General features: G+C 41.5%; 19 protein-coding genes. 18 read left to right on the top strand and 1 reads right to left on the bottom strand.

Annotated elements, in window-relative coordinates; all coding sequences use genetic code 11:
- The first annotated feature begins 200 nt into the window (after positions 1 to 200).
- From C1G57_RS00305 to C1G57_RS00250, 12 genes are all read left to right on the top strand, one after another.
- Positions 201 to 1757 (top strand): type I restriction endonuclease subunit R, EcoR124 family, encoded by a 1557-nt coding sequence (locus C1G57_RS00305; protein ID WP_238595315.1) that lies wholly within the window; start codon positions 201 to 203, stop codon positions 1755 to 1757.
- A gap of 121 nt (positions 1758 to 1878) precedes the next feature.
- Positions 1879 to 2529, top strand: a complete 651-nt coding sequence (locus C1G57_RS00300) for a hypothetical protein (RefSeq protein WP_014638309.1) — start codon at positions 1879 to 1881, stop codon at positions 2527 to 2529.
- Positions 2530 to 2547: 18 nt separating this feature from the next.
- Positions 2548 to 3780 carry a restriction endonuclease subunit S gene (locus C1G57_RS00295; protein ID WP_014638308.1) on the top strand — a complete coding sequence of 411 codons (1233 nt, stop codon included), beginning with the start codon at positions 2548 to 2550 and terminating at the stop codon, positions 3778 to 3780.
- Positions 3777 to 4310, top strand: coding sequence for a hypothetical protein (locus C1G57_RS00290; RefSeq protein ID WP_014638307.1), 534 nt, complete (start codon positions 3777 to 3779; stop codon positions 4308 to 4310). The genes C1G57_RS00295 and C1G57_RS00290 overlap by 4 nt, the downstream gene beginning before the upstream one ends.
- Positions 4307 to 5149: a hypothetical protein gene (locus C1G57_RS00285; protein WP_105113263.1), complete on the top strand. Its 843-nt coding sequence runs from the start codon at positions 4307 to 4309 to the stop codon at positions 5147 to 5149. The genes C1G57_RS00290 and C1G57_RS00285 overlap by 4 nt, the downstream gene beginning before the upstream one ends.
- Before the next feature lie 31 nt (positions 5150 to 5180).
- Complete coding sequence (locus C1G57_RS00280) at positions 5181 to 6776, top strand: type I restriction-modification system subunit M (protein WP_105113262.1); 1596 nt, start codon at positions 5181 to 5183, stop codon at positions 6774 to 6776.
- A gap of 320 nt (positions 6777 to 7096) precedes the next feature.
- Positions 7097 to 8143 carry an Rpn family recombination-promoting nuclease/putative transposase gene (locus C1G57_RS00275; protein ID WP_153045591.1) on the top strand — a complete coding sequence of 349 codons (1047 nt, stop codon included), beginning with the start codon at positions 7097 to 7099 and terminating at the stop codon, positions 8141 to 8143.
- On the top strand, positions 8140 to 8421 hold the full coding sequence (locus tag C1G57_RS00270; RefSeq protein ID WP_105113260.1) for a transposase: 282 nt from the start codon (positions 8140 to 8142) through the stop codon (positions 8419 to 8421). Before C1G57_RS00275 ends, C1G57_RS00270 begins: the two co-directional genes overlap by 4 nt.
- A 112-nt stretch (positions 8422 to 8533) precedes the next feature.
- Entirely contained in the window at positions 8534 to 9190 is a 657-nt protein-coding gene (locus C1G57_RS00265) for a CBS domain-containing protein (protein WP_105113259.1), read from the top strand.
- Between the two features lie 98 nt (positions 9191 to 9288).
- Entirely contained in the window at positions 9289 to 10113 is an 825-nt protein-coding gene (locus C1G57_RS00260) for a hypothetical protein (RefSeq protein ID WP_105113258.1), read from the top strand.
- A gap of 1 nt (position 10114) precedes the next feature.
- Positions 10115 to 11386 carry a toxic anion resistance protein gene (locus tag C1G57_RS00255; RefSeq protein ID WP_105113257.1) on the top strand — a complete coding sequence of 424 codons (1272 nt, stop codon included), beginning with the start codon at positions 10115 to 10117 and terminating at the stop codon, positions 11384 to 11386.
- Between the two features lie 388 nt (positions 11387 to 11774).
- The gene (locus C1G57_RS00250; RefSeq protein WP_105113256.1) at positions 11775 to 20408 is read left to right on the top strand and encodes a MucBP domain-containing protein; all 8634 of its coding nucleotides are present in this window, start codon (positions 11775 to 11777) and stop codon (positions 20406 to 20408) included.
- A 404-nt stretch (positions 20409 to 20812) separates the two neighbouring features.
- On the opposite strand, the gene C1G57_RS00245 is transcribed toward C1G57_RS00250, so the two are convergent.
- Complete coding sequence (locus C1G57_RS00245) at positions 20813 to 21679, bottom strand: YitT family protein (protein WP_105113255.1); 867 nt, start codon at positions 21677 to 21679, stop codon at positions 20813 to 20815.
- Between the two features lie 195 nt (positions 21680 to 21874).
- Here C1G57_RS00245 and tmk point away from each other — a divergent pair, with 195 nt between their 5' ends.
- From tmk to C1G57_RS00215, 6 genes are all read left to right on the top strand, one after another.
- Complete coding sequence (gene tmk, locus C1G57_RS00240; protein WP_105113254.1) at positions 21875 to 22513, top strand: dTMP kinase; 639 nt, start codon at positions 21875 to 21877, stop codon at positions 22511 to 22513.
- Positions 22510 to 23394 carry a DNA polymerase III subunit delta' gene (locus C1G57_RS00235; protein WP_105113253.1) on the top strand — a complete coding sequence of 295 codons (885 nt, stop codon included), beginning with the start codon at positions 22510 to 22512 and terminating at the stop codon, positions 23392 to 23394. Before tmk ends, C1G57_RS00235 begins: the two co-directional genes overlap by 4 nt.
- A gap of 15 nt (positions 23395 to 23409) precedes the next feature.
- Positions 23410 to 23727 (top strand): DNA replication initiation control protein YabA, encoded by a 318-nt coding sequence (gene yabA, locus C1G57_RS00230; RefSeq protein ID WP_105113252.1) that lies wholly within the window; start codon positions 23410 to 23412, stop codon positions 23725 to 23727.
- 1 nt (position 23728) lies between these two features.
- A complete protein-coding gene (gene rsmI, locus C1G57_RS00225; RefSeq protein ID WP_105113251.1) occupies positions 23729 to 24592 on the top strand; it encodes a 16S rRNA (cytidine(1402)-2'-O)-methyltransferase in 864 nt (287 codons plus the stop codon).
- Between the two features lie 106 nt (positions 24593 to 24698).
- On the top strand, positions 24699 to 25790 hold the full coding sequence (gene serC / locus C1G57_RS00220) for a 3-phosphoserine/phosphohydroxythreonine transaminase (protein WP_105113250.1): 1092 nt from the start codon (positions 24699 to 24701) through the stop codon (positions 25788 to 25790).
- Positions 25790 to 26347 carry a GNAT family N-acetyltransferase gene (locus C1G57_RS00215; protein ID WP_105113249.1) on the top strand — a complete coding sequence of 186 codons (558 nt, stop codon included), beginning with the start codon at positions 25790 to 25792 and terminating at the stop codon, positions 26345 to 26347. The genes serC and C1G57_RS00215 overlap by 1 nt, the downstream gene beginning before the upstream one ends.
- The last annotated feature ends 183 nt before the right edge of the window (positions 26348 to 26530 follow it).

The following is a 26530-nucleotide window of genomic DNA, read 5'->3' as shown; positions in this document are numbered from 1 at the left end:
TATTGTATCGCGTTTGGAGTTTTTTTGGTATAACCTTCGTCGCGCACCCGCATAGCGGGTGGTTTATTTGTCACGCACCTTACGGAGCGTGACGGACTAAAAGTCACATAAAATTCGGACCATGTCTTCATGAGTACACGGTCAAAGAAGCTATCCATGACCGAGCTGTCCTTGGTTTCCAAGTCGAATACCAGACCACCTTGCCTGGCTGGGCGGAGGATGAAATCGAGGACGAGTTTTACGACGATGAGCGGCACATGCTGACGGTTTTGGATGCTATTTTAAACAAATCCAAACGCAAGCTCGGTTTCCAAAACGGTGTAGGGAAAACCTACGAGGGCCTACTGACTGTCAAGTCCATCGCCCGTGCCCAAGCCTATTATGACTTGATACAGGAAGTCAAGGCAGGTCAGAAAAGCCTGACCATTTCCGAGTCTGTCAAAAAAGTATTACCAGATTTTCCAAAAGTTGCTATCACCTACTCAGTTACTGAGAACGACGAGTCTTCCTTTGCCAACCAAGATTATATGAATAAGAGCTTGGAAGACTACAATAGTATGTTCGGAACCCACTTCACTCTGGCGACCCTTGGTTCCTACAATACCGACCTCAACGAACGCGTGGCACGGAAAAAAGATAAGTATGCCTTCCGTGAGGAGCAGTTGGACTTGGTTATCGTGGTGGATCGCCTGCTGACAGGTTTTGATGCTCCGTGCTTGTCTACCATTTTCATGGACAGGCAACCTATGAAACCCCAGCACATCATCCAAGCCTTTTCACGCACCAATCGTCTCTTTGACGAGGGCAAGAAGTTTGGACAAATTGTTACATTCCAGACTCCAGAACGCTTTAAGGAAAGGGTTGATGAGGCCCTCAGCCTTTACTCAAATGGTGGTGAGTTTGCGGTACTGGCTCCGACTTGGTTGGAAGAAAAAGCCAAGTTCAAGGAAAAGGTTCAGCAGTTGCTAGCCATTGCCCCAAGTCCTGAAATGACCCCAGACCTAGATGCCAGCAGTGATGCCGAGTTGAAACGCTTTGCCAAGGCCTTCCAGGAATTTGACAAGCTCTTTGCCTCCGTTCAGGTCTATGCCGACTACGAGCAAGAGGATATTCTTAAGGAAATCGGACTGAGTCTTGAGGACATTGAGAATTTTTCTGGACAATACCAAAATATCATCGAAGAACTCCGCAGACGGCGTAAGGAAGACGAGGGAGTAGATGAAACGCCTTTTGACATCGAGTACGAGCTGGAGTCTGTCCGTACAGACGAAATCAACTACCACTATATCATCTCCCTCATCCAAAACCTGATTGACAGTAAAAACCAAGTCATCCCTGACAAGGAGAAAAAATTGGTTGACAACTACATCGCAGACCTGGACAAGACCAATCCAAAGCTTTCCCAACTCATCTCTAAAATCTGGCAGGAAGCCCAAACCAATACCCAAGATTACAAGGGTCAATCCATCGCTCACAAGCTAGATGAAATGATTGACCTGACCATCCGTGAACAAGTCGTATCTACCGCGCGTGATTGGTGTGTCGGAGAGGACGAACTCCAGTTTATTGTGGACAATTATCGGGTCGGCAAGGATAAGCAAATTGGTGAAAAAGCCCTGGTTGACACCTATGACTATGCCAGCTACAAGGAAAACAAGGGCGACCAAGCCCTCAACAAGCTCAAATACAAAAAAGCCCTCAAAGAGGACTATATGAATATGATTGCGGAAGACATCCTGCCATTGAGGGGGAGGTAAGTATGGCATATTTTGAGAGACGATAATGATGGAAAATATGCATCTCAAGTTTTTCTAGTATGTTTTTGACTTGAGCAGATTAATTACTGTCCTATAAGAAAGTAAAAATGAGGTGATTATTATGGAATACGCACGTAGACTAAGTAGAGAGGTTGATGTTTGTTCAAAGCTGGAAAATCCATTCTCTGAAAAGGAGGTCACAAATACAGTACTTGCCAGAGTAACTAGAACAAGTGTTGATATGACTTTTGCGAGCATGGCCAATGGATTTTTTGATACAGCTATCCTACATTTATCATACATAAAAGATAATGTAAAAGATGGTGATTGCGAAGTATTAAGTATTTTGCATAATGTATTTATTGCCTTGGAGTTATCTCTAAAATCAATTTATAGTGGTTTTTGCCAATTTACAAGCGAAGATTGGATGGTAGTTCGTAGTCAAATTGAGACAGGTCATGAATTGACAGGATTAGTTGGAAGAATTAGAAGCTCCTATCAAAAAAGCACTCTGAAAGATTCTGAAAAAAATTGGGTTAACGATAGGCTGAAATTGATTGAACGCTTTGTAGAATTTGCAAATAATGCAAATATTAATTTTCAAAGTACACGTTATCCAGTAAATCGAGATTCAAAAAGATATGAGTATATGACAAAAGATATTAGTGTGGATACACAGTTATTAGAAGAATGGATTTTGTTGTTATGTAAAGCGTGTAATGATTTATTTACGATTCATGATTTTCTAGATGACGCACGCTCTTCATATTGAACATAAAAAGGAGATTAAATGAAAACAAACAATAATATCCCCGCCTATCGTTTTCAAGGCTACACTGACGCTTGGGAACTGCGGAAGTTGGGGGAGGTGGCTTCCTCGTTTGATTATGGTTTAAATTCGGCCGCAACTGAATATGATGGTGAAAATAAATATTTAAGAATTACTGATATTGATGATGACAGTAGAGGGTTCAATATTAGTGACTTAACTTCTCCTGAAATTGACTTGGTTGGACTTGATGAATATAGATTAAATATAGGAGATATAGTATTTGCACGAACAGGGGCGAGTGTAGGTAAGAGCTATATTTATAGAAGTATCGATGGAAAAGTCTATTTCGCAGGTTTCTTGATCCGAGCAAAAATCAAAGATAATTTTAATCCAGATTTTGTTTTTCAAAATACCCTCACAGCTAATTACGAGCGATTTATAAGTATAACGTCTATGCGTTCAGGGCAACCAGGGGTCAATGCACAGGAATATTCAAATTATGGATTTATGGTCCCCACCCTCCCAGAACAAAAAGCCATCGGCACCTTCTTCTCCACCCTGGACCAGCAAATCACCCTTCATCAGTGTAAGTTGGACACGCTCAAGGAGCAGAAGAAGACCTATCTCAAACTCCTCTTTCCAGACAAGGGACAAACCAAACCAGCCCTCCGCTTCCAAGGCTTTGAAGACGACTGGGAAGAAGTGAAGTTGGGGGAAGTACTGGAAGAGCGAAATGTTCAGCAATTACCACAAAAAGATATTCCCTTGGTTTCGTTTACAGTTGAAAACGGGGTTACTCCTAAAACTGAAAGATATGATAGAGAATTTTTGGTTCGAACAGGAGATAAAAAGTATAAGTACACGGAGTTAGATGATATTGTATATAATCCAGCTAACTTAAAGTTTGGTGCAATTTCACGAAATAAATTTGGTAAGGCAGTTTTTTCACCAATATATGTAACATTAGTGGTGAATAAGAGTAGAGTGTTTGCTAATTTTATTGAGGGAATAGTAACTCAGAGTGATTTCATACAGAAAGCACTTCAATATCAAGAGGGAACAGTTTATGAAAGGATGGCAGTGAAGGTATCTGATTTTCTTTCGTTGAAAATCTCCCTCCCTTCCCTCCCCGAACAAGAAGCCATCGGTACTTTCTTCCAAACCCTCGACCAAGAGATTGCTCAGGTGGAGGACAAGCTGGCTAGCTTGAAAGAGATGAAAAAGACCTTGTTGCACAGGATATTTGTATGAAATTAATAGAGAGAATTGTCTTATCAGTTAGTTCATTTTGTCCAGCTTTATTTTTATATCTTTTAACGCTCAATATATTTATTGAAATTGAAAATTCTCTATTGTCCTATGTAAAAATATTAGGAATGTTATTAATGATGTATATCTTGTCTAATATTAGTTTAAGAATAATTGAAAAAAGATCAGTTTCAGATAATGCGTTAGTGGTATCCATTCAACCTATGGAATCAGAAATTATTCCGACTTATTTAGGACTGTTTGTTATTGTTTTAGGTCTAGGGAGCCTAGTGGTTCAATTTCAAGCTATTATTATTTTACTAATTTATTTGGTATGGTATCTACTAATGGAACGAACAACGTATTTTAATTTATTGTGGTTAATCAAGTATAGATATTATAGAGTTACCGATAAAAATGGTAATACATATACTTTGTACAGTAAAAAGAAGGATTTAAAACTATATAAAGAATCCAATTTTTCTGAGCTAGTAAGAATCAATAATTTTACTTTTTTAGATAAGGAGAAATGATTTTGATAGTTTTTAAAATAGGTACTGAATTTAAAAAGTCCCCAGATGGACTTAGAATTTCAGAAATATCAACAATTCCAACTATTATTGCAAATAAAGAATTTCATGCAGAAGAAACAATTGAAGATGACGAATGGTTCTATATTGTGCTTGATGAACAACACCAGAATATGATGTATGAATTTCAACAATGCTTTGAAAATTCTGTAAGTATTAATGCTATTTCTGAAGTGGATTTAAGTGGTGTCAATTTAATTTTTTATCAATTTGAGAATGGCAGCATTGCTTTTCAGAAAATAATGCCCTCAAAAAGGATAGTTCACAAATCTATTCTTAAATGGTCAATGTCTGAGAGAAGAGTAAAGTATAAAGCAATTGAAAATGGGATAGAAATTAGAGATGAGTTAGATGCCTATTTCGATGGAAATAATCGGTTATATTTCCGAAATTTCTCGAGAATTAGAAATATCTTTACTGGAATTGATGATTATTTCAGAATTGCTACAGATCAAGAAATTACCATTTTTAGAGAAGAAGCGATAGTGTCTGTAAATTCTAGCTTTCTTGATTTTGGGATATCAAACCTTAAGATGTTAGCGATATTATTGGATGATGAAGATATCGTGTTATCGAGCGAAATTTTCAAATCTAAGTTATTGACAACATATACATCTTATTCTGAATATAGTAATTTGGATTATCAAGTTATCAATGGACAATTTATCATTAATACTAACAAACAATTAAAGAGTTTTTTAAAATTAGCGTTGGGTAGATTGTATGAGAATCCTATTACCGGAAATCAGATGGAAGCGAGTGCTTCAAAAAAACTAAGATAGCAATCAAAATAGTAAGTGTTAGGAAATTAAAATGAACAAGTCAAACAACTCACAATCCCTTTACCAGTCCCTTTGGAATGCGGCGGATATTCTCCGAGGCAAGATGGACGCTAACGAATACAAGTCATACCTTTTGGGCTTGATTTTCTACAAATACCTATCAGACAAGTTGCTTCTGGCAGTGTGTGACAACCTTGATGAAACTTTTGACAGTTTGTCACAGGCGCAAAGACTCTATGAAGAAAATTTTGCTGATCCAGATGTCAAGGAAGACTTGCTAGATGTCCTTGATGATGAGCTGGGTTATTTTATCGAGCCTGGTTTGACCTTCACAGCCTTGGTGGCAAAAGTCCACACTAGCAACTTCCAGCTGGAAGACTTGGCCCAGGGCTTCCGTGACATTGAGCAGTCTAACGAGATTTTTGAAAACCTTTTTGAAGACATTGACCTTTATTCTAAAAAGTTGGGTCCAACACCGCAAAAGCAGAATCAGGTTATTTCAGCCCTGATCAAAGAACTCCATGAACTCAACCTCAGCAACCATGATGGAGATGTCTTGGGGGATGCTTATGAATACCTGATTGGTCAGTTTGCCAGCGACTCGGGTAAGAAAGCAGGCGAGTTCTACACGCCTCAAGCAGTTTCCCACCTCATGACCCAGATTGTCTTCCTTGGACGTGAGCATCAAAAGGGCATGACCCTCTATGACCCAACCATGGGTTCTGGCTCACTCCTTCTTAACGCCAAGCGTTACAGTAAAGAGGCTTCGACTGTTTCCTACTTTGGTCAGGAGATTAACACCTCGACCTACAACCTGGCCCGCATGAACATGATGCTCCACGGTGTTGCCATTGAAAACCAAAAACTTCATGTCGGTGATACTCTTGATGCGGACTGGCCAACGACCGAGCCGACGGATTTTGACGGTGTGCTCATGAACCCACCCTATTCTCAAAAGTGGAGTGGGGATGCTGGTTTCCTGCAAGACGCTCGTTTCTCCAGCTATGGTGTCCTTGCACCCAAGTCCAAGGCTGACTTCGCCTTCCTTCTTCATGGTTTCTACCACCTCAAGCATTCAGGTGTTATGGCCATTGTTCTCCCTCACGGGGTTCTCTTTAGGGGAAATGCAGAGCAGAAAATCCGTCAGCATCTCCTAGAAGAAGGAGCCATTGACACCGTGATTGGACTGCCAGCCAACATCTTCTACAATACCTCCATTCCAACCACAGTCATTATTCTCAAGAAAAACCGCACCAGTAAAGATGTTCTCTTTATCGATGCTTCTAAAGAATTTGACAAGGGCAAAAACCAAAATATCATGACCGATGACCATATCGCCAAGATTTTGAAAGCCTATCAAGACCGACAAGATGTGGACAAGTTTGCCCACTTAGCCAGCTTTGAGGAGATTGTGGAAAACGACTACAACCTCAACATCCCTCGCTATGTCGATACCTTTGAGGAAGAGCCAGTTGTTCCGCTAACAGAGCTTGCGGACAAGCTGGCCCAGACCGATAAGGAAATCGCAGCAACCACAGCCCAACTTGAAAGCATGCTTGGTCAGCTAGTCGGTACCACACCAGAAGCCCAGGCAGAGCTGACAGCCTTTCTGGAAAAGTTGAAGTAGGATGAATGGCAGACAGTTTATCCATCTTATTCCTAACTGTCTAATCACACTTTCTCATCTGGCTTAGCAGCTTGAGACAATAAGAAGCAGAGTTGAACGACTACAGCTCTGCTTTTTATATGAAGAAATTCTCTTCCTTTTGCTTTTGAAAAATGTTCTCTCAAGTGCTATAATATTACTAGGAACTTCGAATAGATAGTGTAGAGACTATTCTCAATTCTATTTATCGGAGGAAAACAATTGACAAGATTTCGACATAGCAGGGAGTGGGAAAGAACTCGACCAGTCTAAAAAGAGTTCGTCTTCCCACCCCCGCACAGTTGATTAGGTCAGATTTGGAGTGTGAAACACGAACAAATCTGCCAATCAACCACTGCGCTGAGATGTTGACACAAACTCTGAGAAGTGGCACTGGGCTTTGCCCAGCCTCTATCACTGCTAAGAAGATTTTCAGTGATCATGAGATTACCATTGATTTTATTGAAACGTTTTTAGGTTTTCGTCCCAAAGCCGTCCAGATTTTGAATGGTACCCTTGCCGATGTCAAGAAAGAGCGGGAGGGCTACTTTAGCACAACGGTGGATATTCTAGCTAGACTGGACGACGGGACTCAGGTTATCATTGAAATCCAGGTGGTTCATCAGCACAGCTTTATCAAGCGGCTCTGGACCTACTCTTGCCAACACTTGGTCAAGGACTTGCCTAATGTTAGGGACAAGGTCAAACGGACCCATGATATGTATGATAAGATTTCGCCTATCTATTCCATCGCCTTGGTGGCCAGCCGGTATTTTTACGACAAGCATCCAATTCATTCCTTTGTTTTGACAGCCGAGGAAAACGGACAGGTCTTGGAATTACCTTTTGGAAAAGAAGGTCAGCTGAAAAAGCCATTTGAGATGGTCATTATTGAGTTGAACAAGCTGAGCGAGGGAAGTTTGGGGCGGAAGCAGCGCTTATGGATGGAATTTTTTGCCAATCGAGAATTTAGTCAACAACAGACAGACGTCATTAGCAAAGCCGAACATTTGCTGGATAGAAATACATGGACAGAGGAGGAGAGGAAGATGATTGATCAACTGGCCTACAGTGCCGCCAATCATTTTGGTGAGCTGGAAACTTCTTTCTTACTAGGTAGAAAGCGTGGTAAGGAAGAAGGTCTGCAACAAGGCTTACAACAAGGCCTACAACAGGGTCTACAACAGGGTCTACAACAAGGTTTGTTAGATGGTCAACTCAAGATTGCTCAGCAGATGTTGGCCGAGGGTTTCGCTGTTGATATAATAGTGAGATTGACAGGTCTTAGTCAGGAAGAATTGGATGGTTTGAAAGCTAGATGGGAGAGTTCGGCAGGTGATAGCCGATGATCGATCAACTGGCCTACAGTGCCGCCAATCATTTTGGTGAGCTGGAAACTTCTTTCTTACTAGGTAGAAAGCGTGGTAAGGAAGAAGGTCTGCAACAAGGCTTACAACAAGGCCTACAACAGGGTCTACAACAAGGTCTACAACAAGGTTTGTTAGATGGTCAACTCAAGATTGCTCAGCAGATGTTGGAGAAGAGTTTTTCAGTTGATTTGATTTTGGAATTGACAGGTCTTAGTCAGGAAGAATTGGATGGTTTGAAAGCCAGAAGGCTGGATTAGCCAAATATTCTACTGATTACTGGCTTCAATTTTCATTTCTTTTCACAAAATATTGAAATCGTTTTCGTATTGTGCTATAATGGCTGTAGGAAAAATACGAGGAGGAAATCCTATGTCAGTTAAAGATTTTATGACCCGTAAAGTTGTTTACATTTCACCAGATACAACCATCGCTCATGCGGCTGATTTGATGCGTGAACAGGGCTTGCACCGTTTGCCTGTTATCGAAAATGACAAGTTAGTCGGCTTGGTGACAGAAGGAACCATTGCAGAAGCCAGTCCATCTAAGGCAACGAGCTTGTCCATTTACGAGATGAACTACCTTCTAAACAAGACCAAGGTCAAGGATGTCATGATTAAAAATGTCATCACTGTTTCAGGCTATGCCAGTCTTGAAGATGCTGTTTACCTCATGTATAAAAACAAGGTCGGCATTCTTCCAGTTGTGGACAATGGTCAGATCTATGGTGTCATTACCGACCGTGATGTCTTTGCAGCCTTTCTCCATGTTTCAGGCTATGGCGAAGAGGGTGTTCGTGCTCGCTTCCTTGTGGAAAATAAGGCAGGAGAATTGGAGAAAATCATCCGTCTGGTAGCAGATAAGGAATACAATATTGCTTCAACGGTCCAATTAGTTACCAAATCAGGCAAGGCGGTCATCGAAGTGCAAATTGACGGTAAGGTAGATGTTGAAGAAATCAGAGCCCTATTTGAAGGAGCAGGCTTGCAGATTGACAGCCTAGTCCCAACTGTTGCCAAAAATATCTAAAGTCGAGATTTCTCGGCTTTTTCTTCTTTTTGTGAATAAGTTTTGACTAGACAAATTAGTTATATGGTATAATAAAAGGGATTACAAGAGGAGGAAGTATGGGACATAAGAAATATAAGAAGTACAGACATGATGACGATATTGAAAGTATCCTACTTGTTCTAGTTCTGGGCTTGCTGAAAAGTTTTGGAAAGGTCTTGTTGCCCCTCCTTAGCAGCCTTTTCAAGCGTGACAATATCAATCGTTTTTTGCATGGGGACAAAATCAATCGGTTTCAGACCTTGCAACTCAGCATTCAGTCTGGTTTTGAAAAGCACCAACAACTGTTAGCTGAAAATGGAGAGGATAAGGCAGTTTTAGCCCTGCGTAGTCGTATTTTAGGTGAGCTGTTTGAATTAGATCAATTATATCAAAAGAACGGCAAATACCTGGATGCCTATCAGAGTAAGGAAATCGTCGACACCCTGCAACTCAAGTATCAGTTAAAGATACCTGAGAAGGCCACCTCCTTTAATGGAAATAGTCATGAAACGGTGGATGCTTTTACTTCTCCTAAACATGAAACTTGGGATGAACAAAAACGCATTTCAGAATTGGCTCCTGAAATCCTGGAAACCTATTGCAATATTCAAAGGGACAATCAGGTCATTCTGGAGAAGCTGGAGAATGCGACAGATAAGCGGGAAGAATTGACAGCCATCCATGAAGCCAATATGAATCGCTTTAGGGATATTTTACAGGGCTATTTGAAAATCAAGGAATCTCCAAACGATTATTTCAATGGAGAGGAGCGATTAGCCCAAGCTAAGTTAGCGCTCGAAACCTTTGACAGGGATTTGGACGACACCATTAAACAATTTAACGAAGCAGATATGCAGGATTTTGAAGTCAGCCTGCGTATGATGAAGAAGAAAGAAGGATAAGATGTCAGGATTTAATTTCGATATTGATCAGATTGCCAATAATAGTTTGTCAACTAAGGACAAGACCACGGAAATCATTCAAGCAACACCAGCTGGAGATACCACAAAGGTTTCTTTCTTGGCCCAATTGACCCCAGAACAACAGACAGGTATTCGTGCCAAGGCGCCACAATTAGTAGATAATTTCTTGGCCAATCAGAATGCACTCCTGGATTTTGGTAAGGAAGCTGTGGAAGAAGTCAATGCGACAGTCAACCACATCCTGTCAGAACAGAAAAAGATTGAAATTCCCCAAGTGGATGAGCTCTTGGCCAATACCAACCGTGAATTGAATGGCTTTGTGGCTAAGTACAAGGACATTTCGACAACGGCTGAATTAGAAAAGAAACCAGGCTTCTTCCAGCGTCTCTTCAAGCAGACCAAGAATGATTTGCAGGAATTTTACTTCGATTCACAGACCATTGAAAAGAAAATGGATAGCATGGCAGCCAGCGTGGTCAAGCAAGAGGAAGTCTTGTCCCGCAACATCGTATCAGCGGAGCTCTTGATTGAGAACAATACCAAGTCTATTGAAAATCTCGTCGGCGTGATTGCCTTTATCGAAGCGACTGGTCAAGAGGCTGCCCAGCGGGCAAAAGCAGAGCAGGAGCGCTTGGCTGGTCTGCAACCAACTACGGTAGACTATCAAGTAGCTTCTGAAAAGCTGGCGCGTGTAACGGAAGTTGCCAATATCTTGGAACAACAACATTCTGAATACATGAGCCGTCTTTATGTCGCTTGGACAACCACACCGCAAATGCGTAACCTGGTCAAAGTGTCGTCTGACATGAAACAACGTCTGGGTATGTTGCGCCGCAACACCATCCCTACAATGAAGTTGTCCATCGCTCAGTTGGGGATTTTGCAACAGTCTATCAAGTCTAGTCAGACAGCGGATGCCATTGTCAATGCAAACAATGCTGCTTTGCAGATGCTAGCTGATACCTCGAAAGAGGCCATTCCGATGATGGAACGGACAGCTCAAAATCCGACCCTGTCAGTAGCTTCAGTGACCAAGTTGGCAGAGAGTTTGGTTGCTCAGAACAATGGTATTATTGCAGCCATTGATGAAGGCCGTCAGAAGCGTCGTGAGCTGGAAGCAGCTATCATTCGTTCCGCTGAAACCATCAATGATTCTGTCAAATTGCGTGACCAAAAGATTATTGCGGCCTTATTGGATCAAGGAAAGGCAGCACAGACCGAAGCAGAACAACCACTTGAAACAACAGAATAATCACATAGCTTTCCTTTGATAATCCTAGTGGTTAATAATGGAAGGAGGATACTGAGAGAAGTCCTGAAAGGGTCTTCTCTTTTTCTTTGCTACAAGAACTAATACTCAATGAAAATCAAAAACAGACTAATAAAATAATAAATCCAAGTAAAATTACTTGAAAAATGGGGGGGGCATGCTATGATAATCATGATAAGCTTATCTATCTCTTACCAGAGAAAAATGATTTATGAAATATAGCATTTAAAAGAAATTTATCCCCCTACATGATGAATTTACTAATAACTCTTTATTTCCTGAATATCCAGTCAATAGGATTTTTACGTTAGTCATTTTGTGTTACCAGTGTGTAGCCTCTGGTCTATTTTTTATTACAAGGAGGGACGATATGAATCGTTCGAAAAAAAAGGCTTTCGATTGGTACGGAATGCGTCAGCATTTTTCAATCCGTAAGTATCATTTTGGTGCAGCCAGTGTCTTGCTTGGTATGTCCTTAGCTCTTGGTGCTGGAGCTCAGGCAGTACAAGCAGAAGAAACACTTGCATCATCTGAAACGACAACTGCAACATCTACACTTGCTTCTTCAACAGAAGCAAGTGCAGAAGTAGCAGCGTCAACTACTACTGAAACGTCAGCGACAGTTGCGTCAACAGAAGCATCAGCAACAGTGGCTTCAACTACTGAAACTGTTGGGACTATTGACGGTCAAACAGTTACAAGTGCAGAACGTGTAGCGACAATCAACTACATTGTGACTTATGTGTTAGAAGATGGCACATTGGTAAATGCTTCTGTTAATACTGCAACAATCAACACAACTGATGAAGTTGCTAAAGCAACCATCCCTGTTTTTGTTTCAATTCCAGAAGGTTATGAATTAGCATCAGGTCAATCTTCTTCAGTAACTCTCGAAGTAACAGAAAATGGTCAAAACGTATCGACTGTTAAAGTTGTTAAGAAAGCTGAAGCAAAATCAACAACAACTACTGAGTCAACTTCTGCAGAAACAGCTGTAAACGAAACAACAAATACAGCTAAAGAAACAAAAGCTGCGACAAGTGAAGCAGTAGCTGAAACTGTAAAAACTCCAGCAACTGTTGAAGAAGCCAAAGTTGTTCTTGAGCAAGTAACTTCTGAAGCAGAACTTTTGACTAAAGAAGCAGAGCGTTTGGTTGCTGCAGACAGCTCAAACGAAGCTTTGAAGACAGTAGCTTCAGCAACTAGATTAGCTGTAAGCGAAGCAACAGCTGAATTGAGTAACTCAGCAGCTACTCTTGAAACAGTAAATGCACAAATCGATGCAGTTCGCTCAAACGTTGAAGCACTTGTACTTGAATTGCGTAAGTTCTCAGAAACTGGTGATATCGTAGTCATGTTGGCGACAACATCAACTACTGGTAATTTGACAAGTGGTTTGATTAACCAAGGACCTGGTTCTGACTTCCAAGAACTCCAAACATCTGGTCAAGGTGCTATTGCGGATGGATTCACTGTAACACCAGATATGGATGATCCAGCAGGTGCTTCAATTACTCGTCCATACTTTACTGAAACAGATCAATTAAAGAATGATCCAACGACAGGACGCTATACATTCCTAGTTTCAAACTTAGATCCGTATACTTTAGTAAATGAAACGGATAAGCGTCGTGATCTTTATATGACTGTTTCAAGGGATATGACAGATCCATCAAACACAGATGTTTTCGTTCGAATTGTAGATAAGACTACACAGGAATTACTTGGTGAAACTACTGTTTCTCTTGGTGATACAACTAAGGTATTAAACGGTCAAATTGAAAATGTGACCATTACAGTCCCAAATCCAGCCACCAATTCTTATGTCCCTCATACGTTAAATTTCACCGCAACATATGAGACAGTAACTCTAGGTGGTCAAGATATAGACCGTTTAGAATTCTACTTTGGTAGTGCAGAAGCAACAGAGTTACGTACAAGAGCTGTGTGGCAGTCAAATGGTTTGGTACAGAAGGGCGATCCTGTTCATAAATTGTGGAGTTATGTACCAAGAATTGCTACACAAACAACCTACTACCGTGTCCAAGGGACAGAGGAATTAATTGTAAAATATACTATTAAAGGACTTGAAGGAGATGTATTTACTTCATCTACAAAACGGGATGTCACAAATTATGAATACGTTTCTGGTGAGCAAGAGTCTGGATTGATTTCAAAAGGTTATGAGGTCGGTACTACAGCAATTACAGTTGCACCTCCTCGTGCTGGATATATTGAACGACGTGTAAAAACTTTTGTATCTGAGGATGGTGATGTTGTAATTACTATTCAACGAAAAGCAGCAGGAGCGGATGATTCTACATACGAGACGGTTTACTCAACAGGAGTTGTAGATAACTTAAAATATTGGACAGCGGAAAAAACGCTTGAAGGCTATGATGCAACCCGTGCATATTCATTCCCAGGAAAAACCGCATTCTGGACACTTTATAATGAATTCTCAGAAGCTAATGTTGATACAACGTTTTACTATACTCCTAAAGGAGCGGTAGAAGTATTCTATGTAGACGACAAGGGCAAAGTTCTCCAAGATAGCAAAGTTGCAGTTTCTTATGGTGATACTGGTTCGAATTATGATACAGTTCCACTTCGAGATGCCACTATTGTTAAAGAAGGTGTTACTTACTTCTATAAGAACATTGATGGGCTTGCAGATGCAGGTGTCTTTGCTGCTACAACCCGTACAGATGATTCACGTACAGTTGAAGAAATTGATGCTGAAACGGGAACGGTTGCAAGTAATACAATCAAGGAATTGACATATGTCTATGTGCCTGCTGGTCATGTAAATATCAATTATGTAAATGAAGCTGGCGATGTTATCAAAGCTAAGGTTGTTGACACTGTTAATGGTGAGCCAGGTACTACCTATGATGCAACGCAAGATGGTGAAAAACCTACAACGATTGTTGCAGAAGATGGAAAAACGTATACATTTAAAGAGGTTGATGTAAATTCCGCTTCTCCAACTGGAGACATTGAAGCAGGTGTAACTAAAGAGGTAACTTATGTCTATTCAGAAGTAAAAGGGAATGTTGTAGTCCATTATAAACTCTTGGATGGTACAGAAATTTCACCTTCTGTAAACGATACTGTTGATGCTTCGACTGGTACAACCTATGATACGACTGATAAGATTGAGGAAACAATCACGACAGCGGATGGTAAAGTATATAAACGTATTCCTAAAGCTGTAGATGGTGCGGAAACAGGTACAGTCGTAGTAGGTACAACTGAAGTTACTTACTACTATGAGCTAGTGACCGGTGACGTTGTTGTTAATTATGTGAACACTGATGGTAAAGTAATCGCATCTCCTGTTGTTGATACAGACGATGGCGATACTGGTTCAAGTTATGACACAACTGACAACAAGCCAAATAAAATCATCGAAGACAGCACTGGTGATGTTTACTACATCTTGCCAACAGGTTCAGAGATCCAAGCAGGTTCTGCAGCTGAAACTGGTAAGGTTGTAGAAGGTACTACAGAAGTAACTTATGTCTACGAAAAAGCTGGTAACGTTGTTGTTAACTACACATTGGCTGACGGTACAGTTATCAAGGATCCAGTAAAAGACGAAACAAACGCGAAACCAGGTAGTCCATACGATACAAAAGATAACAAGCCAGAAACAATTACGACTACAGATGGCAAAGTTTACAAACTTGTTCCAAATGCGACTAAAGGTAACGAAACTGGTGATGTTGAAGCAGGTAAGACAACTGAAGTAACTTACATCTATGAAGAAGTGAAATCAGATGTTGTGGTAGAATACTACAATACTGCTGGTGAAATCATCGCGAAAACGGTTGTTGATGAAGAGAACAAGTCTGTTGGTACAGATTACAACACAGACGAAGACAACCGCCCAGAAACAATTACTGCGACAGACGGTACAGTTTACTACTACAAAGAAGTGAAAGATACTTCTGCACCAACGACTGGTAAAGTAGCAGAAGCAACGACAACTGTTCAGTATGTTTACGAAAAAGCTGGTGACGTTATTGTTCATTACATTGCGACAGACGGCACTCCAATTTCAGGTGTAACCAATGTCGGTACAGTAACAGCAAGTACTGTTGATGATACTGTAGATGGTAAACCAGGTTCAACGTATGATACAAGTGACTTGCGCCCAACTACCATCACTACTGATGAAGGTAAAACTTATGAGTTGGTTCCAACTGCAACAATCGGTAACGAAACTGGTAACGTTGAAGCTGGTAAGACAACAGAAGTGACTTATGTCTACAAAGAAGTGAAAGGTTCAGTTGTTGTAAATTACATCTCAACAACAGGTGAAGAATTACAAGCACAAGTAGTAGATACACCAGAATCTTCAACAGGTACAGAGTACGATACAACAGATGTGAAACCAGAAACAATCACAACTAAAGATGGTCGCACATTCAAGTTGGTTCCTAAAATGACTCAGGGAACTGAAAAAGGCGAAGTTGTTCCAGGCGTAACAGAAGTCACTTATGTCTACGAAGAAGTTAAGGGTGATGTTGTTGTTAACTATGTAAACACTGCAGGTGAAGTAATCGCTCCTCAAGTAGTGGATACTAAGACAACTTCAACAGGTACGGCTTACGATACAACTGACAACAAACCAACTAAGATTACCGCTGAAGATGGCACTGTTTACTATTACAAAGAAGTAGACGCTAAGTCCGCTGCTGAAACAGGTAAAGTGGTTGAAGGTACAACAGAAGTTACTTATGTTTACGAACCAGGCGGATCTGTTACAGTGAATTATGTAACAACTGATGGTAAAGTTATCAAATCTCCAGTCAAAGACGAAGAGAATGCTGAACCAGGTAAGTCTTACTCAACTGAAGACAACAAGCCAACAACCATCACAACAGAAGATGGTAAAACCTACAAACTCGTTCCAAACGCAACTAAAGGCGAAGAGAACGGAACAGTAACTTCTGGTGAAGACAAGCAAGTCACTTATGTTTACGAAGAAGTGAAAGGTTCAGTTGTTGTTGAGTACTACAACACTGCAGGCGAGAAAATCGCTACTGATGTTGAAGATACACCAGCTTCATCAACAGGTACAGCTTACTCAACTCTTGATCACAAACCAGCTAAGATTACTGCAACTGATGGTACAGTTTACTACTACAAAGAAGTGAAAGCTGACTCAGCAGCGGAAACAGGTGATGTGGTTGAAGGTACGACAACAGTTAAATACGTTTACGAGCCAGCAGGTTCAGTAACCGTTAACTATGTCACAACTGATGGTACAGTGATCAAGTCTCCAGTTAAGGATGAAGAAAACGCTGAACCAGGTAAGACATACTCAACAGAAGACAACAAACCAACGACTATCACAACAGAAGATGGTAAGACATACAAACTTGTTCCAAACGCAACTAAAGGCGAAGAGAACGGTACAGTAACTTCTGGTGAAGACAAGCAAGTCACTTACGTTTACGAAGAAGTGAAAGGTTCAGTTGTTGTTAACTACATCGATACTGAAGGTAACGTTATCAAAGCTCCTGTAACAGATACTCCATCTACATCAACAGGTACAGCTTACGATACAAAAGATAACAAACCAACAACGATTACAACTGAAGACGGTACTGAGTATAAACTTGTTCCAGTATTGACTAAAGGCAATGAGAATGGTTCAGTTGTTGAAGGTACGACTCAAGTAACTTACGTTTACCAAAAAGTAACTCCAGTTGCCAAGACTGGTACAGTTGTGGTTGAGTACTACAACACAGCAGGTGAGAAGATTGCAACTGATGTAGTAGATACTCCAGAAACAACAACTGGTACAGTTTATGAAACGCTTGATTTCAAACCAGCTACCATCACTAAAGATGGAGTGACTTACTTCTACAAAGAAGTGAAAGACACATCAGCTGCGGAGAAAGGTACTGTTGTAGAAGGTACGACAACTGTTCAATACGTCTACGAGCCAGCAGGTTCAGTAACTGTTAACTATGTAACTACTGACGGTACAGTTATCAAGACTCCAGTTAAGGACGAAGAAAACGCTGAGCCAGGTAAGACATACTCAACAGAAGATAACAAGCCAACAACTATCACAACTGAAGATGGTAAGACATACAAACTTGTTCCAAGCTTGACTACTGGCGAAGAAAACGGCTCAGTAACTTCAGGCGAAGACAAGAAAGTAACTTACGTGTACGAAGAAGTGAAAGGTGACGTTGTTGTTAACTACATCGACACAGAAGGCAATGTTATCAAAGCCCCTGTAACAGATACAGCATCTACATCAACAGGCACAGCTTACGATACAACAGACAACAAGCCAGAAACTATCACTACTGAAGATGGTACTGAGTACAAACTTGTTCCAGTATTGACTAAAGGCAATGAGAATGGTTCAGTTGTTGAGGGTACAACTCAAGTAACTTACGTTTACCAAAAAGTAACCACTCCAGCTCCAAATCCAAACGGTAGCGTTGTAGTTAACTATGTAAACACTAAGGGTGAAACAATTGCAACTTCAGTAAATGATACGACTGACGCTGCTCTTGATACTGCTTACGACACGACTGATTACAAACCAGCTGTTATCAAACACAACGGAGTTACTTACTACTACAAAGAAGTGAAAGCTGGCGATAGCGAAACTGGTAAAGTTGTCGAAGGTACTACATCAGTAACATATGTATACGAGCCAGCAGGTTCAGTAACTGTTAACTATGTAACAACTGATGGTACAGTAATCAAGACTCCAGTTAAGGATGAAGAAAACGCAGAACCAGGTAAGACATATTCAACAGAAGATAACAAGCCAACAACCATCACAACTGAAGACGGTAAGACATATAAACTTGTTCCAAGCTTGACTACTGGTGAAGAAAACGGATCAGTGACTTCAGGCGAAGACAAGAAAGTAACTTACGTATACGAAGAAGTGAAAGGTAACGTTGTTGTTAACTATATCGATACTGAAGGTAATGTGATTGCTTCTCCAGTTGAAGATACTGCATCTACATCAACAGGTACATCTTACAATACAACAGATAACAAACCAACAACCATTACAACAGCTGACGGCTCAGTTTATGAAATCGTTCCAGTATTAACTCAAGGTAACGAAAATGGCTCAGTTGTTGAGGGTACAACTCAAGTAACTTACGTATACCGTAAAGTTTCTAGCGCAGTTAAATCTCCTGTAACTAACCACGTTGATGAGAACGGTAAGACTATCTCACCACAAGAAGATGGTACGAAGCCAAACACATCAATCCCAGGTTATGAATTCACAGGTAAGACAACTGTTGACGAAGATGGCAATGTGACTCACGTTTACCGTAAAGTAACTCCTAAGGGTACAGTAGTCGTGAACTACGTTACTGAAGACGGTACAGTTATCAAAGCACCAGTTCAAGACGAAACAAACGTTCCTGCTGGTAAGTCTTATGACACAACAGATAACAAACCAGCTGAGATTGTTACAGAAGATGGTTCACGTTATGTCTTGATCCCATCTAAGACAATTGGTTCTGAAACAGGTACAGTTGAAGGTGGTAAGACAACTGAAATCACTTATGTGTATAAGAAAGTTGCCAACTGGATTCCACAAGTTCCAGGTGTTCCAGAAGGACAAGAACCAAAAGTTCCATATCCATTCGATCCAACGAACCCAGATAAGCCAATTGATCCAACAACACCAGGTACAAATGGTGAAGTTCCATCAATCCCACATGTTCCAGGTTACACACCAGTTGATCCTAAGACCAACGAGCCATTGAAACCAATCGATCCAACTGATCCATCTAAGGGTTATGTGCCACCAACACCAGATGAAACTGGTGTAGACACACCAATCCCTTACGTACAAAACGGTAACGTTGTGGTGAACTATGTGACTGAAGATGGTACAGTGATTAAGACACCTGTTCAAGACGAAACAAACGTTCCAGCTGGTAAGTCTTATGACACAACTGATAACAAGCCAAACACTATCACTACAGAAGATGGTACAACTTATGAGCTTGTTCGTGTTGATGGTTCAGAAACTGGTACTGTTGTAGGTGGTAAGACTACTGAAGTAACTTACGTTTACCGTAAAGTGACTCCAGCTAAGAAGGTTGTGACAAACCACGTTGACGAAAACGGTAACCCAATCGCACCGCAAGAAGATGGTACAACACCTAACAAGTCAATCCCAGGCTACGAGTTCACAGGTAAGACTGTAACAGATCCAGACGGTAACACAACCCACATCTACCGCAAGGTTGAAACACCTGCTAAGAAGGTTGTGACAAACCACGTTGACGAAAATGGTAACCCAATTGCACCGCAAGAAGATGGTACAACACCTAACAAGTCAATCCCAGGCTACGAGTTCACAGGTAAGACTGTAACAGATCCAGATGGTAACACAACCCACATCTACCGCAAAGTAGAAACACCTGCTAAGAAGGTTGTGACAAACCACGTTGACGAAGATGGTAACCCAATTGCACCGCAAGAAGAAGGTACAACACCTAACAAGTCAATCCCAGGCTACGAGTTCACAGGTAAGACTGTAACAGATCCAGATGGTAACACAACTCACATCTACCGCAAAGTAGAAACACCTGCTAAGAAGGTTGTAACAAACCACGTTGACGAAGACGGTAACCCAATTGCACCGCAAGAAGAGGGAACAACACCTAACAAGTCAATCCTAGGCTACGAGTTCACAGGTAAGACATACACTGATGGCGATGGTAATACATACCATGTTTACCGTAAGGTAAGCAACCCTGTTGCACCAAAACCACAGACACCTGCAACTCCAGCACCTCAAGCGCCTGCTACACCAAAACCACAGGCTCCTGCAGCTCCAGCTACACCATCAGCTCCAGCAACTACTGCTAAGGCTGGTGCGGCTCAATTGCCAAACACAGGTGAAGCTTCATCATCAGCAGCAGTTCTTGGTGCCGGTATGCTTGTTGCAGCACTTGCTCTTGCTGGTAAACGTCGTCGCAACGAAGACTAATTAGTTTTAGTAGTAAAAGGAATTCCCCCTTTTCTATATAAGATGAAATAGCCAAGAAAAGTATCGACTTTTCGGGAAAATGGTCCTTTGGGCCATTTTTTTTGGCACTTTGTCAATTTTTGTAATGGAAGAGGTATTCTCAATTCGTAAATAAAAAAACGCGTAAAACCAACATTATTACCAATGTGATTTTATGCGTTTTGTATAATCGAATGAAGAGTTTTCAGACCAAGAACTGAGGTGCAGACATTACTAGAGTACGGCAAGCTGATAGTGACGATGTATCAAAGCCTTTCAAATGACTATACATTGTCATGATATGGAATTTGTCCGATATAAAAACTAGCTCAATCATTCCTGTAGCAATGTCTTCCGGCTACAGTTTGATAGAGCTAGTTTTCTTATCAATGTCGTTCTAGTGGTTGTTTATCACGGTCCAGTGTAAATCCTTCTCCAAGCACTTCATGGGCATCTGTAATGGTGATAAAGGCGTGGGGATCAATGCGATGGATAAGTTCTTTCATTTCTTGTAATTGGCTCTTATAGATGACAGAGTAGATCATGTTGACATCGGTCTTGCTATAGAAACCTTGCGCCTTGATAAAGGTGACACCACGTTCAATCTCGCTATCAATGGCCTGGGCAAGCTGATCGGATTTTTGTGAAACAATCATCACGCCCTTGCTACCGTAGCCACCCTCAGTGACAAAGTCAATGACACGGGAAGCGATGGCTACCATCATCAAGGTATATAAGACAGTTCGTAGGTCCTTAAAGACAATGACAATCAAGGTCAGAATTAGGATATCAATGGCTAGGATAATTTGTCCAATCGAATAGGAAGTGTATTTGTGACCGATTCGGGCAATGATATCACTTCCACCAGTGGTTCCACCTGAACGGAAGATGGTGCCCAGCCCTAATCCCATTAGAATACCACCCAAGATACTAACCAAAATCAAATCTTGCTGGAGATGGATGGAAAAGGGAATTTTTTCAAAAATAGCCAGCCAAACAGTGACAGCTAGCGTCCCTAAAATACTAAGATAGAGAGTTTTTCTACCTAGTATTTTCCAACCCAGGATAAACAAGGGGATATTGATGACAATGTTCATCACCCATGGTTGAATGCCGAAAAGGTAATAAATAATGAGGGTAAGACCAGTTGCGCCCCCTTCAAATAAACGATTGGGCATGATCAGGTAGTTGAGTCCAAAGGCAAATAGCCCAGCACCGAGCAAGATCAATAAAATATTTTTTAAACGAATCATAGCAACCTCCCAAAACATCTATATATCAATTTTAAAAGATTTTTGTATGAAAAACAAGTCCATTTTTCAAGTGATTTTTTGCCTATTTTTTGGTAAAATGGAATGACTATCTAGGAATTTGCATTCACAAGTAAAGTGATTTGATGTAAATAGCAGAGCTGTTTTGTGAATACAGGTTCTATGAGCGAGGAAATGATGAGAAACGGTTTTTTTATTACATTTGAAGGTCCTGACGGGGCTGGAAAGACAACGGTTTTGCAGGAATTATTACCTGCCTTGCAGGAGCTTGGTCCAGAGGTCGTAACGACTAGGGAACCAGGTGGAGTGGCGATTGCAGAGGAAATCCGCAATATTATTCTAAATCCTGCCAATACTGAGATGGACGATAAGACAGAGCTTCTACTCTTTATCGCAGCCCGTCGTCAGCACTTGAAAGAAAAAATTTTACCTCCTTTGGCTGAGGGAAAGTTGCTCTTGATTGATCGTTTTATCGATTCCTCCATTGCCTATCAGGGATTTGGACGTGGTCTGGATGTGGCTGATATTAACTGGCTTAACCAGTTTGCGACAGATGGCTTGAAACCTGATTTGACCCTCTATTTTGACATTGATGCAGAAGAGGGCTTGGCCCGAATTGCTCGCAATACAAGCAGGGATGTGGACCGTCTGGACATGGAAAAGGCAGATATGCACAAGCGGGTTCGGCAAGGTTATCTCAGTATTTTAGAAGCAGAACCAGAGCGTTTGGTTAAGATTGATGCCAGCCAGCCTTTAGAAGCTGTTGTGGCAGATGCCTTGGCAGTTATTAGGAAACGGTTTGCAGAAAGAACATGAAGATTGAGGAACTAAAACATTTACAGCCGACAGTATTTCAGCGCTTTGTGACTATCTTGGAGCAGAATCGTCTGGCTCATGCCTATCTGTTTTCTGGGGATTTTGCTAGCTATGACATGGCGATTTTTCTGAGCCAGTCTTTATTTTGTCAGGAAAAAGCAGGCGTATTGCCGTGTCAAACTTGTCGTCCTTGCCGCTTGATAGAGGCAGGCGAGTTTTCCGATGTGACCCTCTTGGAACCTCAAGGAACGATCATCAAGACGGAAACGGTACGCGAGCTGGTCAAGAATTTTTCGCAATCTGGTTTTGAATCCAGCACACAGGTTTTCATCATTCGGGATGCAGAGAAAATGCATGCTAACGCAGCCAATTCCCTCCTTAAAGTGATTGAGGAACCCCAATCGGACATCCATATTTTTCTCCTGACCAACCAAGAAGAAGCCGTACTTCCGACCATCAAAAGTCGGACGCAGATGATGGCTTTTCCAAAAAATCTTCCTGCCTTGGAGAGAATGCTTGAAGAGAAGGGCTTGTTGAAATCCGATGCAACGATTTTGGCGCGACTGGTATCCAGTCAAGAAGAGGCAAGGAAGTTAGCAGAAAATAAAAGTTTTTTAGACTTAATTAGCCAGTCTAAAAAGTTCATCGACTTGATTCTTGTCAATCCTAATCAAGCCTATTTGCAGGTGGGGACCTTAGTTACTTTGGCTGTGGAAAAGGCAGAGCAGGGACGTTTGTTTGACCTTCTCAGCCTGCTCCTAGCAGAGAAGATGATGGAGCCACTAGCCCGAGAGAAAATGGATGCAGTCCTAACAGCCAAACGGATGTGGCAGGCCAATGTTAGCCTACAAAATAGTTTGGAGTTTATGACATTACAATAAGCAGAAAGGAAGACCATGGATAAGAAAGAAATTTTTGATGCCCTTGATGATTTTTCGCAGAATCTTTTAACGACCTTGGCAGAAGTAGATGCCATTAAGAAACACTTGCAGGGCGTCATTGACGAAAATACAACTCTCCGCTTGGAAAATTCCAAGTTGCGTGAGCGTCTTGAAAAAGAAGATAAGACAGGCCATAAGTCTTCCAATTTTGGGAAGGAAAATTTGGAAAATATTTACGAAGATGGCTTCCATATTTGTACCTTCTCTTATGGACAGCGCAGGGAAAACGATGAACCCTGTATGTTTTGTATTGAATTATTGAATCGAGATTGAGATGAAAGTACAGAAATCATTTAAGGGACAGACAAGCGTTGGAAGTCTGTACTTGGTTCCAACGCCCATTGGTAATTTGCAAGATATGACCTTCAGAGCCATTCAAACCTTGAAGGATGTTGATATGATTGCGGCGGAGGACACCCGAAACACAGGACTTTTGCTCAAACATTTTGAGATTGAAACCAGACAAACTTCTTTTCATGAACACAATGCTCATGAAAAAATTCCTGTCTTGATTGATTGGCTCAAGTCTGGTCAATCCATTGCACAGGTATCGGATGCAGGCCTGCCTTCTATTTCAGACCCAGGTCATGACTTGGTAAAGGCGGCCGTTGCAGAAGATATTCCCGTAGTGGCCTTGCCTGGTGCGTCCGCAGGAATTACAGCCTTGATTGCTTCTGGCTTGGCTCCGCAACCGCATATATTCTATGGATTTTTACCGCGAAAAGCAGGGCAGCAAAAGGATTTTTTCCAAGAGAAACGTGCCTATCCAGAAACGCAAATCTTCTATGAATCTCCTTATCGGGTGGCAGATACCTTGGAAAACATGCTTTCTGTCTACGGAGATCGTCAGGTAACTGTCGTTCGTGAATTGACCAAGCTCTATGAAGAGTACCAGCGTGGAACAATTTCAAAAGTTTTGGACTACTTGAAGGATACCTCTCTAAAAGGGGAATGCCTTATCATCGTTGCAGGGGCTGGTGAAGAAGAATTGCCGTCTGCAGATGATGTGGATTTAAAGTCCGAGGTGGAAAAGGAAATCGCAGCAGGTCGCAAGCCTAACCAGGCCATTAAAGAAGTTGCCAAACGCTACCAACTCAAAAAACAAGAAGTATATGATCTATATCACGGGATAGGCTAAGTAGTCTATCCTTTTTTTCTAACCTTTTCTTAGAATTTAGATTATTTTATGGAATTTTCTGAATTCTTGTGATATAATGAACACATTACATTTTTGGAGGGATTTTATGACAATCTACAACTTCTCTGCAGGTCCTGCAGTATTGCCAAAACCAGTGCTTGAACGCGCTCAAGCTGAATTCTTGGATTATAACGGTTCGGGAATGAGTGTTTTGGAGATGTCCCATCGCTCCAAAGACTTCGACGATATTATTGAAGGCGCTGAGGCAACTTTGCGCGAACTCATGGCTATTCCTGATAATTATAAGGTGATGTTCCTGCAAGGTGGGGCTTCCCTAGCTTTTACCATGATTCCACTCAACTTTGCTCAAGGGAAGAAAGCCTACTATCTAGCAGGTGGTTCATGGGGTAAAAAAGCCTATACAGAGGCAGTGAAACTATCTAAGACCATTGATTTTGAACCAATTTTGCTAGGTTCAACAGAAGACATCACCTATGCAGAATTGCCGACCTTTGACAAAAATGACATTGACCCAGGTGCAGCCTATGTTCACTTGACAACCAACAATACCATTGAAGGTACGGCTGTCTATGACATTCCAGATACCAACGGTGTTCCAGTTATTGGTGATATGTCTTCAAACATCTTGGCGGTTCGTTACAATGTAGAAGACTTTGCCATGATTTATGCAGGGGCTCAGAAGAATATTGGTCCAGCTGGTGTGACAGTTGTCATTGTACGTGAGGATTTCCTCAACGACCAACCAATGCTTTCAAGTATGTTGGACTACCGCATTCAAGCCGAAAATGAATCGCTCTATAATACGCCGCCAGCTTACTCTATCTACATTTCCAAACTTGTCTTTGAGTGGGTCAAGGAAATCGGTGGTGTGGACGAAATGGAAAAAATCAACCGTGAAAAATCTGGTTTGCTTTATGACTATATCGACCAGTCTAATTTCTACACAAATCCTGTTCGCAAAAAAGAAGAGCGTTCAGTAGCCAATATTCCATTCGTGTCACCTAGCGAGGAATTGGATGCCAAGTTTGTCAAAGAAGCGACAGCGGCAGGCTTTAAAAACATCAAGGGACACCGTTCTGTAGGTGGTATGCGTGCGTCGCTTTACAATGCCTTCCCACGTCAAGGCGTACTTGATTTGATTGACTTTATGAAGAAATTTGAAGCGGAGAATGCTTAATGGAAATCCGTCTTGCTCATCCAAATGAAATCGGGGTTATTTGTCAGATTATTGACCAAGCTAGAGTCTTTCTAGCAGCTTCTGGCAGTAGCCAGTGGCAAGGAATTTACCCTAATCAAGATACGATTTTTGATGATATTTTAACAGGCAAGGGCTATGTTGGTCTGGTGGATGGTAAGGTTGCGGTTTATGCGGCTGTCTTTCGTGGGACAGAGGCTGCTTATGAAGCCATTTATGAGGGCAAGTGGCAGCATAACAATCCCCTTTACACAACTATTCACCGTGTGGCAGTAGCCAAGGAGTTTCAGGGTCAAGGTGTGGTTCAGACCTTCCTGCAAGGGATTATCGAAGGGCAAAAGGGCCCAGATTTCCGCTGCGATACCCATGAGAAAAACCTGCCCATGCAGCACATTCTGGAAAAGCTAGGTTTTGTTTATTGTGGCAAAGTTCCCTTGGACGGCGAGCGCCTAGCCTACCAAAAAATCAAGCACAAGAGCGAACGCAGTCTTTATCAGGAGATAAGTGAAGACGACCGTTGGCTCTTAGGAAATAATTAAAAATGAAAGAAAGGGACTGGGCAAAAGTTTCATATCACTTCTCAAGGGTCGTGTCAACATCTCAGCGCAGTGGTTGATTGGCAGATTTGTTCGTGTTTTGCACTCCAAATCTGACCTAATCAACTTTGCGGGGGTGGGAAGACGAACTCTTCTAGGAGTGGTTGAGTTCTTTCCCACTCCCCT

The organism is Streptococcus suis, from assembly GCF_002960425.1.
Taxonomy (GTDB): domain Bacteria; phylum Bacillota; class Bacilli; order Lactobacillales; family Streptococcaceae; genus Streptococcus; species Streptococcus suis_S.
The sequence above is the reverse complement of the archived record's forward strand: the minus strand, read 5'-3'. Positions and strand labels throughout refer to the sequence as shown.